The following is a 12,157-nucleotide window of genomic DNA, read 5'->3' as shown; positions in this document are numbered from 1 at the left end:
TGTACCGCTTCGTAGGGTTGTCGCGCACAGGGTGCGCTCCCACAGACAAACAGGTACATCTTCGGCTCCACTGGCTAGCCAAATCCCCACAAAACCCCGTCTCATCCAGTTCCGACTGGCGGCCAACCATCACTTTCCGCTATTTTCCCAACCTTTACGCCATCCGGCGCGACAGATCAGCCCCTCGGGAGCACGAGTGAGCATCAAATCCGAYAAGTGGATCCGCCGCATGGCSGARCAGCACGGCATGATCGAGCCGTTCGAGCMCGGCCAGGTCAAGACGCGCGACAACACCAGGCTGGTGTCGTACGGCACGTCGAGCTACGGCTACGACGTGCGTTGCGCGCGCGAGTTCAAGATCTTCACCAACATCAACTCCACCATCGTCGACCCGAAGGCGTTCGATCCGACCAGCTTCGTCGACGTGGAGGCGGATGTGTGCATCATTCCGCCCAACTCGTTCGCGCTGGCACGCACGGTSGAGTATTTCCGCATTCCGCGCAAAGTGCTCACCATCTGCCTGGGCAAGAGCACTTATGCCCGCTGCGGCATCATCGTCAACGTGACCCCGCTGGAACCGGAGTGGGAGGGACATGTGACGCTGGAGTTCTCCAATACCACCCCGCTGCCTGCCAAGATCTACGCCAACGAGGGCGTGGCCCAGATGCTGTTCCTCGAGTCCGATGAGGAATGCGAGACCAGCTACAAGGATCGCGGCGGCAAGTACCAGGGGCAGCAAGGCGTTACGTTGCCGCGCACCTGAAGCCGTCGTTCGCAGTTCTTTGCGATCGCCGTCACGTTCACCTGAATGGTTGCCGTCCGGGTTCGATGCATCAGGCCGGGGCGGCGCTACACTCTTTTTGTTCACATCGATGCCTTTGCAGGAGATCCCGCATGACCCGTTTTTCCACGCTGCTGACCCGCGCCGGCGCAGCCATCCTGCTGGGCAGCATGCTGGTGCTGGCCGGCTGCCACCGCGGCAGCGCCAAGGATGAAGTGCGCACCGCGGACATGAAGAGCCAGTTCGACGCGGTGATCCAGGCCTATAAGAGCGGCCAGTTCGTCGTCGACGGCGCGGTGCTCTCGGCACTGGATACCGGCAGCCACTTCGCCTACCTCAAGGACCAGGGCAAGCTGCCCAAGACGGTGCTGCTGGAGCCCAGCGACGACTCCAAGGTGCGCAAGCAGCATCTGCAGTACATGGCCCGTCTGCAGATCGACTACGRCTTCACCGTGTACTACGACGACGGCGGCACGCTGAAGAAGATCAGCGTGGTCGACACCAAGGCGCGTGATCTTGAAGATTACAAGGCGCCGGTGAAGGCCGAAGCCCCGCCGCCGCAGCAGCACATGTAAGCTCGCTGTTGCATTGAAAAAGCCCGCGGATTTCGCGGGCTTTTTTTGTGCCGCTGGAAGTGATCGCTCAGCCCTCCAGCGCGTCGCGCAGCCTCGTCTGCAGCGACGCCATGGCTTCGTCGCCATAAGGCGCTGCCGCGCCGCTGCCCCATACCGGGCCCGGCCACGCGGCATCGCCTTCGCGTCGGCCGACGACGTGCACGTGCAGCTGGCGCACGATATTGCCCAGGGCGCCGAGATTGAGCTTGTCGAACGCCCCAAGCGAACGCAGCGCCTGCGAGGCGTGACTCACTTCGCGCCACAGCATGGTCTGCTGCTCGATGGGGAGATCGCAGATCTCCACCATACCGGGCACGCGCGGAACCAGCACCAGCCAGGGAAAGCGCGTGTCGTTCATCAGCAACACGTCGCACAACTCAAGCGAGGCGACATGGCGCGTGTCATTGCGCAGGCGCGAATCGAGCACAAACCCCGCATCGCTCATGCGCCTTGCACCAGGTGTTTGTCGAAGAAGGCCAGCGTGCGCTGGTAGGCGAGCCTGGCGCTGGCTTGGTCGTATTGCGGTCCCACATCGCGGTTGAAGGCGTGGCCGGCGGGGTAGGTGAACACTTCCATTTGCGGCAGCATGTCGCGGTGCTTCTGCACCGTTTCCGGCGGAATGGATGTGTCCTTTTCGCCGAAGTGGAACATCACCGGCGCCTTGGGCTTTTCGCCAAGAAATGCCGCATTGCGGGCGCCGTAGTAACTGACCGACGGCAGACCCAGTCGCAGCGCCGCCAGCAGCGCGACGGTGCCACCCCAGCAGTAACCCACGGTGCCGATGCGTCCGGCCGAGCTGATCGCCTCGGCGGCACTGGCGACGTCTTCCACCGCGCGGTCCAGGCCTAGCTCGGTCACCAGTTCGCGGCCGCGCTGCATGCCTTCGTTGTCGTATTTCAGATCCACCCCGGTCTCAAGATGATCGAAGAACGCCGGGGCAATGGCGGTATAGCCCGCCTGCGCAAAGCCATCGGCGACATGGCGGATATGCTCGGTGACGCCGAAAATCTCCTGGATCACCACGATGCCGCCCTTGGGCTTGCCCTCGGGCTGGGCAAGATAGGCGCCGATGCACTGCATGCGCGTGGTGTTGAGATTGATGTGCTGACCCATGGGGCGTGCTCCTGAGGCGTCAAAAGGCAATTCTAGCCATTCAGCAAGTCAAGCCGGTGTGGCGGCCGGGTGTGCGATACAATCTCCCGTTTTCCGCATAGTTACGGTCCCCACGCCATGTCGCAGGTCTCGCCCAAAGTCGGTTTCGTCAGTCTTGGTTGCCCCAAGGCGCTGGTCGATTCCGAACGCATCCTCACCCAGCTCAAGGTCGAGGGTTACGAGATCGTGCCCAGCTACGGCGCTGCCGACGCCGTGGTGGTGAACACCTGCGGCTTCATCGATGCCGCCGTGCAGGAGTCGCTGGACGCCATTGGCGAAGCGCTGCATGAGAACGGCAAGGTGATCGTCACCGGCTGCCTGGGCAAKCGCTCGGAGCTGATCCGCGAGGCTTATCCGGATGTGCTCGCCATTTCCGGTCCGCAGGACTATGCGAGCGTGATGCAGGCGGTGCATGCGGCGCTGCCGCCCAAGCGCAATCCGCTGCTGGACATCATTCCGGACACGGGTGTGAAGCTCACCCCGAAGCACTATGCGTATCTGAAGATTTCCGAAGGCTGCAATCACCGCTGCAGCTTCTGCATCATTCCCTCGATGCGTGGCGACCTGGTGTCGCGTCCGGTCGACGAAGTGCTGTTGGAAGCCGAGCGCCTGGTCAAGGGCGGCGTGAAGGAATTGCTGGTGATCTCGCAGGACACCAGTGCCTACGGCGTGGACGTGAAGTACGCCGAGCGCCAGTGGCGCGACAAGAGCTACCGCACGCGCATGACCGAGCTGTGCGAAGGCCTGTCCGAACTCGGCGTGTGGTCGCGCCTGCACTACGTCTACCCGTATCCGCACGTGGACGAAGTGATGCCGTTGATGGCGGAGGGCAAGATCCTGCCGTATCTCGATATCCCGTTCCAGCATGCGAGCCCGCGCATCCTCAAGCTGATGAAGCGCCCGGGCAATATCGACAAGACGCTGGAACGCATCCGAAACTGGCGCAAGGTCGTGCCTGATCTCACCATCCGCAGCACCTTCATCGTGGGTTTCCCCGGCGAGACCGATGCGGAGTTCGAAGAGCTGCTCGACTTCCTGCGCGAGGCCGAGCTCGATCGCGTCGGCGCGTTTGCCTATTCGCCGGTCGATGGCGCCAAGGCGAATGAACTGCCGGGTGCGGTGTCCGAAGAGCTGAAGGAAGACCGCCTGGAACAGTTCATGGCGGTGCAGGCAGAGATTTCCGCCGCCAAGCTGCAGCGCAAGATCGGCCGCAACATGAAGGTACTGGTGGACGAGGCTGGTGCGAACGGCGCCGTGGCACGTTCGGCCGCCGATGCACCGGAGATCGATGGCGTGGTGCACATCGCCAACGGTCAGTTGCTGAAGGCAGGGCAGTTTGTCGACGTGGTGATTGAAGCCGCCGACGAGCACGACCTGCACGCCCGCCTGGCCGGCTAAACGCGGTGGCGTGATGCGTTACGTCGCGCCATCCCGCGAAAGCGTCGATCCCGCAGTGTTCGCGCGCTGGCCGCTGGTCGGCTGGCGTGAATATGCGAGCTGGATGCAGGGGCCACATTGGCCCTCCATCGATGAACTCAACGAAGCCAGGCCTGTCGGCCAGCGCGAGCGCTTCGTGGCGCAGACAGCCGCCTTGCTCGAAGACGGCTTGCACTACGAACAGCGCATTGCCGAGCGTGGCGCCATCGCCACGCGCGAGGCGAACTGGCACGATCTGTTCAATGCCTACGCCTGGTTGCGTTACCCCTCGTTGAAGCGCGCGCTCAATGCGCAGCAGATGGCAGAGATTGCAATCATGGGCACGCGCGATCGATCGCGCGCCCAATATGCGATGACGCACTTCGACGAGGCTGGCGTGATCGTGAATCTGAAGGATCGCCACTTGCTCGATCTGTGGGACAGCCACGATTGGCATGGGCTGTTCTGGCGCGAGCGTTGTGCCTGGACGGACGGCCGGGCCTGCGTGCAGGTGTTTGGCCATGCCTTGCTCGAACACGCGCTAAGCCCGGGCAAGCTGCTGGTGGGGAAGGCGCTGGTCTTCCTTGGGCCTGGCAGTGGGGACCAGATGGTGGCCGCCGCAGCCGATGGCATCGGCGCGGGAAAGCTGCTGCGCGATCCCCTGGACCTGCGCCCCTTGCCCCTGTCGGGCCTGCCGGGATGGCGTGCCGACAGCGAAGTGGAGTCGTTTCATCGCCACGCCGAGTGCTACCAGCCGCGTCGCGAAGGGCGCGCCTATCCCTCGCCGGTCGAGCTCTGAGCGACCGTTACGTCCCTGCAACAAATTGCGGCGGCCTGCCAATCGCGCTACAACGAACCCAGCGGGGCTGGGGAGCGCGCATGGAAACGGCTGGGCGGGCACGCGTTGGACGGGGACCTGGATGGTGGCTCCGCACACTTTGTGCGGCCTGCCTGCTGGTGCCTGTCGCGCGCATACGCGCCGACGAGGTGGTGCAGGGCGCAGTCGCTCCAGCCATCCACTTCGGGATCTTGCCGATCGGCAGCGCCGCGGAATCGCGCGAGCAATGGCGCCCGTTGCTGGAAGACCTTGAGCGCAAGCTCGGCCACCCCGTCACCACCGTTTCCGTCAGCAGCTATGCGGGCCTTTCGGGAGCCATTGGCGACCAGCGCGTGGACATCGCGTTCCTGTCCGGGCGTCTGGCCATCGAAGCGGTGGAACACCAGCACATGAGCGTGGTGGCGCAATTCCTGCGCAACGATGGCGCGAAGGGCAATAACGCCATGCTGATCGTGCGAGCGGATAGTCCCATCCACTCGCTCAAGGATCTGCTCGCCAAGCCCGGACGCTGGCGCKATGCGCGTGGTGAAACCTTGTCGGTCACGGGCTATGTGGCGCCGGAAGCGGAGGTGTTTGCAGCCAAGGGGCTCAACTCCGATACGTTTTTCGCCCATGTGCGTGTGGGCAACCATCAGAACAATATCCTTGCCGTGGCCAACGGCGAGGTGGACGTGGCGACCTGCAACAACCCCGATCTGGATCTGTTCCGCCGCAATTTTCCGGCGGAAGGAACGCAGCTGCGGGTGATCTGGCGTTCCCCGCTGATCCCTTCAGGCGTGTTGGTGGTGCGCGATGGCATGAGTGAGCCGCTGCGTGGCCAGCTGATCGCTTTCATGCGCGGCTATGGCCGGGCGCCTGGCGCTGCCGGCGATCGCGAGCGCGCCAATCTCGCCCGCATTCCCGACCTGGCCGGCTTTGCCAAAGCCGACAACAACGTGCTGCGGCCTTTCGTTGATCTGGAATTTCGCCTGATGCGCGAGCAGGCCATGCACGCCCGTTGGGTCAACGATCAGGCTAAAACGATGCGGCTCAAGCAGATCGATGCGGATTATCAGCACGCGATGAAGCAACTTCTGCACGACTGAGCGGTCATTGAACTGCCCGATGCCAGGGTGACGCCTTTGCCAGCTAGAATGGCAGCTTCCCGGAGATACCTATGCCTGCTTTTGATCGTGTCGTTTCTGCGTGCCGCGTGGCCGTATTCGCCCTGGTGTTGGGCGCAACGACGCTGGTGCACGCGCAGGAGACACTGCCGGCATTGCCGGATGCGGACAAGCAGCAGATCAAGAAATACACGCTCAGCGAAGACGCCTTCGGGCGCCTTGCCGCCGCTACACGCGAAGCCCGCGCCACCGGCATTCCGCCGCAGGCGGCTCCCGATGCCAGCAAGGTGCACAGCCTGGACGACCTGGCCAATCAGGCGATGGCGGCCGATCCGCGCATCCCGGCCCTGGTGAAGAAATATGGCTTCACGCCGCGCGAATTCATGCTCGCCAATATCGCCTTGATGAATGCGGTGATGGCGGTGCAGGCACGCAATGATCCCGCCTTGTCAGGCAATCTCAACCAGGTATGGGTCAACGCGGACAACATCCGTTTTGTCGAATCGCATCAGGCAGACGTGCAGGCGCTGCTGCAGGGGCGATGATCAGTAGTTCACCGCCACGATCACGAAGCGCGTGCGGCCACTGGGCAGCTCCGCTTCGAATTCGTCGTCCAGGCGTTTCTTCAACACCGCGCGGGCCAGCGGCGAGTCGATGCTGATCCAGCCCCGGCGGGCGTCAGTCTCGTCCGGCCCTACGATGCGGTAGACGACGCTTTCGCCGGAGTCGACGTTCTCCAGCTCGATGCTCGCACCGAAAAACACCAGCTCCTGATCTGCCGGCGAGCCCTCGGCCACCTTGAGCGACGGAATGCGTTTGCTGAGATAGCGCGCGCGTCGATCGATCTCGCCGAGCTGCTTTTTGCGATAGGTGTATTCGGCATTCTCCGAGCGATCGCCCTCGGCCGCCGCGGCCGCCAGCGCTTTGACCACTTCCGGGCGCAGCGTATGCCAAAGATGATCCAGCTCGGCCTTGAGCTTCTCGAAGCCTTCGCGCGTGATGATGGCGGTGGATGAAGGCGAGGGTGGGCGCCAGCGGCTCATGCGTGGGTCATTGCGTTGGGTTGCTCATCGCACCGATTTTAGCTGGACTGGCGCCTGAGCGGTGACGGGAGCGACGTCCGTGCACTCCCGTCAGTGGTTTCAGGGCGAATTGACCATCGCGTCCATGTCGCTGACATTCATCGGGCCAAAGGCGACGGTGTCGGTGTGCGAGGCGATGAACTGGCGGAATTCGATCGACGACTTGGCGCCTATCGTCAGCCCCTTGGCCTTGGCCGCATCGTCTTCTTTCTTCTGCTGCGCATCGGTCAATGCAGGTGCAATGGCGATGTAATCCCAGGAGTCGCCCTGGTAGTGCGCATACCACTGCGCGCGCGGCAGGCCGAGCTGCTTGTCGATGGCGTCGCGATCGGCCATCCATTTGAGAAAGGCTTCGTGTTTGCCGGGAGCGACCCGATACAGCGAAATGACCGCGCGGGGCGGCTCCTTGGCCGCCGAGGTGCTTTGGGCGAAGGCGACGGGGGTCGCCAGCATCAGGCCCAGCCATACGAACTTGCCGATGAAGTGACGCATGAAACTCTCCTTGTGCACCAGGTGTGAGCCGGTCGTGTCGACGGCCGCGGAGCGCCGGAATCGCTTGCGGACGGGGCGGTGCACCAAAGGAGTTGGCTTGCGCACGCTACACCCGCTTCCGGGCGAGCCGCAACACGACTTGCGACTAGTCGAGCGCCGGTGTCCGGGAGATGCCGGGCCCCTGTTGCAGCTGGGTTGCGTACGCCACCAGCGATGGATGCAGCGGATGCCCGCTCCACGTTGCTGCCAGCTTGCCCAGCAGCACGGCTGCCTCGGCGTGTTGACCGAGCCGCTCGGCCATCTGCCTGGCGGCGAGCAGGCCCAGGCGCGGGCACTCGGACGAGCGCGGCCAGCGCGCAAGGTAGCCGCGGCCTAGCTTCAGCGACAATCGCGTCATGCCCGCGCTGGACGCGAGTTCGGCCAGCGTGGCAACGCTTTCCGGCGCATCGGGCAGGAAGTTCGGATCGATCTCCATACATTCCTGCACCAGCCCAAGCGCGCGACGTGGCTCGCCGTTGGCCATCAGCGCCGCGATCCAGATCTGCCCATGCTCGAGCAAACCGGCGGTCAGGCCTTCTTGCTTCAACAGCTCGCGATACGCCTGATGCAGCGACGGCGGCGCACTGTGTCCCTGCATGCGTTCCACCAGCATGCCGATGGCAGCGCGACGATCGACCTTCGCCATGTCGCGCACCGCGATCAGCAGGCGCTCGTCTTCGTCCTGGCCGCTTTCGCGCGCCAGCACGTCGGCTTCCGGCTGCAGATCGAAACGCTCGTGATGCCGATGGATCATGACGCCCATCAGATGCAGGTTGAAGATGATCAGGTAGGTGTAGCTGAACGCGAACAGCGGTTGCCACAGGATGGCCAGCAGGCTCGGCTGCAGCAGCGATGGCAGCATGATCAGCAGGCCGGTGACGAGGTTGATGACCACCGGAAGGAAATAACCCGCGCCCAGCCGACCGATCACCTTCTGCCAATGCAGCGGATTGAACGCGTTGGCCTCGTCGCCGAAGGCCAGCGACATGTCGATGGCGGGCAGGGTGAGCGAGAAGAACAGGATCAGCGGCCAGAACATCGGCGCATAAATCAGCTTGCAGGCGACGCAGGCGAGGACCACCAGCATGTGCAGCAAGGTGAGCGCGCGGCCGGCCGCGGCGTTTTCATCCATGCCGACATCGGGCGGCTCGGCAAAGCCATTGGCCGTATGTACCAGACAGGCCGCCGCGTAGCGCCAGCGCGCCAACCACAGGAAGAAAGCGAAGCACATGCCGATGATGCCGGGCAGTATCGTCAGGCACTGGCCCAACCCCAGCAGCACACAGGTAGCCAGCGCTGTGCCACGCAACGGATAGGACAAGCCCGCGATCAAGCGGTCCGCCAGCGGCGCACGTGGCGATACGGGTTTAGGTCGCGGCATGCGCAAGCGTTTTAACCTCAGGCGGCAGTGCTTTGAATGCTAGGGAGCGCGAACGCAGGTGATGAAGCCATGCTTTTCCAGCCAGCCATCTTTGTGGTGCCGACACAGGAATCGTCCCATCGAGCCGTTGGCATAAAGCAGCAAGAGCACGAGCAGGGCGGCTACCAGGACGACGGCGATGATGCGTGTCTGCGACATGACGGATCCCTCAGCGCTTGCCGCCAAAAATGCCGCCCAGCACGCCACGCACGATCTGCTGGCCCAGGCGCGAACCGGCCGCGCGCACGGCGGACTTGGCCATCGCTTCGACCATGCCCTGCCGGCGGTTGTTGCCCAGCAGGATCTCGCGTGCCGCATCCGTCCAGCCGCCGCTTTGCTGGGGCGCCGCACCGGCCGGTGCCTGCCTGGCCACCACCTGCGGATCGGCGGCCTTTTCCGCGGCGCGTTTGGCGAGCATTTCGGCGGCCGACTCGCGATTGATCGCCGTGTCGTACTTGCCGCCCACCGGCGAGCGTTGACGCACGGTGGCGCGCTCCGGCTCGGTGATCGCACCGATGCGTGCCGTGGGCGTGGTCACCATCACGCGCTCGACCGGCGAGGGCACGCCGCCGTCGCGCAAGGTCGACGCCAGCGCCTCGCCCACCGCAAGCTGGGTGATGGCCTCGCTTACGTTGATCTTGGGATTGGCCACGAACGTTTCGGCGGCGGCCCGGACTGCCTTTTGATCGCGCGGCGTGAACGCACGCAGCGCGTGCTGCACGCGATTGCCGAGCTGACCGAGGATATTGCCCGGTACGTCATCGGGATTCTGCGAACAGAAGTACACGCCMACGCCCTTGGAGCGGATCAGGCGCACSACCTGTTCCACCCGTTGCAGCAAGGCGGGCGGCGCGTCGTCGAACAGCAAGTGCGCCTCGTCGAAAAAGAACACCAGCTTGGGTTGATCCAGATCGCCCACTTCGGGCAACTGCTCGAACAACTCCGACAGCAGCCACAGCAGGAAGGTGGAATACAGGCGCGGTTTGAGAATCAGCTGATCGGCGGCCAGCACATTGATCACGCCGCGGCCGCTCATGTCCTGGCGCATCAGGTCGGCCAGTTCCAGCGCGGGCTCACCGAAGAACTGGTCGGCGCCATCCTGCTCCAGCTTGAGCACCGCGCGCTGGATCGCCGCGATGCTCTGCGTGCTGATCAGGCCGTAGTGGGTGGAAATGTCCTTGGCGTTTTCGCTGGCGAAGCCGAGCATGGCGCGCAGATCCGACAGGTCGAGCAGCAGCCAGCCCTGGTCGTCGGCCACCTTGAAGATCACTTCGAGCACGCCTTCCTGCGTGTCGTTGAGTTCCAGGATGCGGCCGAGCAGGGTAGGGCCCATCTCGCTGATGGTGGCGCGCACGGGATGGCCGAGCTTGCCGTAGATGTCCCAGAAAATGACCGGGTTGGCTTGCGGCTTCCAGTCGTTCAGATGCAGCTTGGCCAGGCGCGCCTTGAGCTTGTCGCCCGGTTCGCCCGCGGCCATCGACAGACCGGCCAGATCGCCCTTCGCATCGGCCAGAAAACAGGGCACGCCGAGCTTCGAAAAGCCTTCGGCCAGCACCATCAGCGAGACCGATTTGCCGGTGCCGGTGGCGCCCGCAATCATGCCGTGGCGATTGCCGTAGCGCGGGTCCAGGCTAACGCTGCTGCTGTCGTTGCTGCCGATCAAGATCTCAGTCATGGCGTTCCATCCATAGGGTGCACCGCGATTGTAGCCATGCGTCAGCTTCTTGCGGTCGCCCATTGAATCAGGACATTTCCGGTTGAGTCCCTGCTCCGTGCGCAGTAAGGTCGCCGCTTCAGCCAGGTAGTGAAGTCATTCATGGTTTTTCCCGTCGTATACCGCTCCCTGCGCATGGCGCCTCTTGCCGTTGCCGCGATGCTGATGGCTGCGTGTTCCAGTGGCGGCGGCAGCAAGCCCGTCGCTCCCACGCCGCAGGCCAATCAGCTTTACGCGCAGCTGGACCAGGCCAGCAAAGGCTATGAAACGGCGCTGACGCAGGCGCGCGCCGGCAACGCCCAGGCCTCGCAGCAGACGCTCACCACGGCGCTGGATCAACTGCAAAGTGCCTCCGCGCATTGCCCGTCGACGCCGGGCTGCGATCCGCAGCGTTTCTTCTCGGCGTTCGATCGCCTGTTGCGCCTGAAGGATGGCAACTTCGACCTGGGCGACGACATGGGCAGCATGGGCGACGACTTGCCCGAAGGCAGCGAAGCCGGCAAGACCGGTGCGGCCAGCCTGCCCGAGGCGCAGCGCAGCGTGACCTTGCTGCGCGGCCAGCAGCTGTCCCAGCTGATCGCCATGAATGGTCCGGTGAAAGCGGCGCTGGAGATGTGGCTCACCCAGTGGCGCGGCAACCTGATGGATGCCTACGTCAACTACCAGTTCCTGCGCTATCAGATGTGGCCGGAATACCAGAAGCAGGATCTGCCCGAGGCGCTGCTGTTCGGCATCATGGCCAAGGAATCGGGCGGCAAGGTGCATGCGATATCGCGCTCCGGCGCTGCCGGGYCGCTGCAGTTCATGTACGCCACCGGCCTGCGCTTTGGCCTCAATACGGAAGATGGTTTCGACTCGCGCTTCGATCCTGCCGAGTCCGCGCGCGCCAACGCGGAATACATGGACGAGCAGCTCAAGGCGTTCAACAACAACCTCGAGCTGACCCTGGCCGCCTATAACGGCGGTGAGGGCCGCATGCGCCGACTGGTCGGCGACAACACCACGGTGAGCCTGTACGACCCCACCATCTACAACCAGCTCTCGCAGGAGACGCGCGACTACGTGCCCTCCGTGCTGGCGGCGGCATGGCTGTTCCTGCATCCGGAGAGCTACAACCTGCGCTTTCCGCACGTGGATGGCGCGCAGGGCAGCGTGGTGTTGAAGCGTCCCGCGTCGCTGACCGAGCTCACCGTTTGCCTGGGCTCCGCCGCCGGCATGCAGGATGGCTGGTTCCGCACCTTGCGCAACCTCAATCCGCGGCTGGATCCGCAGGTCAGCCAGCCCACCGGCGTGCGCATCATGCTGCCCAAGGTGCTGGAGAAGTCTTACGAAGCGCGTTGCACCACGGGTCCCTGGCCGATCCTGGCGAACGACCTGCACACCGCGGTGATCCCGGTGGTGCCTTCCTCGCCGTCACCGCCGCCTGCGGCTCCCTCGCGCAGTTCCAGCACGTCGCGCACGCGCAACTACACGGTCAGGCGCGGCGACACCCTCACCAGCATCGTC

At 64.1% G+C, this 12,157-nt stretch carries 14 protein-coding genes; 7 read left to right on the top strand and 7 right to left on the bottom strand.

Features of this window, described 5'->3' with window-relative positions:
• The first annotated feature begins 196 nt into the window (after window positions 1–196).
• Window positions 197–763, top strand: coding sequence for a dCTP deaminase (dcd, locus tag AC1DMG_RS14830; RefSeq protein WP_477180694.1), 567 nt, complete (start codon window positions 197–199; stop codon window positions 761–763).
• A 131-nt stretch (window positions 764–894) separates the two neighbouring features.
• Window positions 895–1,356: a hypothetical protein gene (locus AC1DMG_RS14825; RefSeq protein ID WP_477180693.1), complete on the top strand. Its 462-nt coding sequence runs from the start codon at window positions 895–897 to the stop codon at window positions 1,354–1,356.
• Between the two features lie 67 nt (window positions 1,357–1,423).
• Here the strand turns inward: AC1DMG_RS14825 and AC1DMG_RS14820 are convergent, their stop codons facing one another.
• Both AC1DMG_RS14820 and AC1DMG_RS14815 read right to left on the bottom strand, forming a co-directional pair.
• Window positions 1,424–1,840, bottom strand: a complete 417-nt coding sequence (locus tag AC1DMG_RS14820) for an HIT domain-containing protein (RefSeq protein ID WP_441603492.1) — start codon at window positions 1,838–1,840, stop codon at window positions 1,424–1,426.
• Window positions 1,837–2,508 (bottom strand): dienelactone hydrolase family protein, encoded by a 672-nt coding sequence (locus tag AC1DMG_RS14815; protein WP_441603491.1) that lies wholly within the window; start codon window positions 2,506–2,508, stop codon window positions 1,837–1,839. The genes AC1DMG_RS14820 and AC1DMG_RS14815 overlap by 4 nt, the downstream gene beginning before the upstream one ends.
• Window positions 2,509–2,625: 117 nt before the next feature.
• Here AC1DMG_RS14815 and rimO point away from each other — a divergent pair, with 117 nt between their 5' ends.
• The 4 genes from rimO to AC1DMG_RS14795 all read left to right on the top strand — a co-directional run bounded on the left by rimO (window position 2,626) and on the right by AC1DMG_RS14795 (window position 6,449).
• Window positions 2,626–3,945, top strand: a complete 1,320-nt coding sequence (gene rimO, locus AC1DMG_RS14810) for a 30S ribosomal protein S12 methylthiotransferase RimO (protein WP_477180692.1) — start codon at window positions 2,626–2,628, stop codon at window positions 3,943–3,945.
• Between the two features lie 13 nt (window positions 3,946–3,958).
• Window positions 3,959–4,762 carry a DUF3025 domain-containing protein gene (locus tag AC1DMG_RS14805; RefSeq protein WP_441603489.1) on the top strand — a complete coding sequence of 268 codons (804 nt, stop codon included), beginning with the start codon at window positions 3,959–3,961 and terminating at the stop codon, window positions 4,760–4,762.
• 80 nt (window positions 4,763–4,842) lie between these two features.
• Window positions 4,843–5,886, top strand: a complete 1,044-nt coding sequence (gene phnD / locus AC1DMG_RS14800; RefSeq protein WP_477180691.1) for a phosphate/phosphite/phosphonate ABC transporter substrate-binding protein — start codon at window positions 4,843–4,845, stop codon at window positions 5,884–5,886.
• A gap of 71 nt (window positions 5,887–5,957) precedes the next feature.
• Window positions 5,958–6,449: a hypothetical protein gene (locus AC1DMG_RS14795; RefSeq protein ID WP_441603487.1), complete on the top strand. Its 492-nt coding sequence runs from the start codon at window positions 5,958–5,960 to the stop codon at window positions 6,447–6,449.
• Here AC1DMG_RS14795 and greB read toward each other — a convergent pair whose 3' ends face one another.
• The 5 genes from greB to AC1DMG_RS14770 form a co-directional block, all read right to left on the bottom strand.
• Complete coding sequence (gene greB, locus AC1DMG_RS14790) at window positions 6,450–6,947, bottom strand: transcription elongation factor GreB (RefSeq protein ID WP_441603486.1); 498 nt, start codon at window positions 6,945–6,947, stop codon at window positions 6,450–6,452. It abuts the gene before it with no gap.
• Window positions 6,948–7,046: 99 nt separating this feature from the next.
• On the bottom strand, window positions 7,047–7,478 hold the full coding sequence (locus AC1DMG_RS14785) for a hypothetical protein (RefSeq protein ID WP_441603485.1): 432 nt from the start codon (window positions 7,476–7,478) through the stop codon (window positions 7,047–7,049).
• 145 nt (window positions 7,479–7,623) lie between these two features.
• Window positions 7,624–8,898: a hypothetical protein gene (locus AC1DMG_RS14780; RefSeq protein WP_441603484.1), complete on the bottom strand. Its 1,275-nt coding sequence runs from the start codon at window positions 8,896–8,898 to the stop codon at window positions 7,624–7,626.
• A 39-nt stretch (window positions 8,899–8,937) separates the two neighbouring features.
• Window positions 8,938–9,096 (bottom strand): hypothetical protein, encoded by a 159-nt coding sequence (locus tag AC1DMG_RS14775; protein WP_441603483.1) that lies wholly within the window; start codon window positions 9,094–9,096, stop codon window positions 8,938–8,940.
• A gap of 10 nt (window positions 9,097–9,106) precedes the next feature.
• Entirely contained in the window at window positions 9,107–10,612 is a 1,506-nt protein-coding gene (locus AC1DMG_RS14770; RefSeq protein WP_441603482.1) for a helicase HerA-like domain-containing protein, read from the bottom strand.
• Between the two features lie 141 nt (window positions 10,613–10,753).
• Between AC1DMG_RS14770 and AC1DMG_RS14765 the strand changes: the two genes are divergently transcribed.
• Window positions 10,754–12,157 (top strand): lytic transglycosylase domain-containing protein (locus AC1DMG_RS14765; protein WP_477180690.1); only part of this gene is annotated, 1,404 nt, incomplete at its 3' end.

Source organism: Dyella sp. 01N36, from assembly GCF_056399745.1.
Note: the sequence above shows the minus strand (reverse complement) of the source record. Positions and strands in the feature narration are given on the sequence as shown.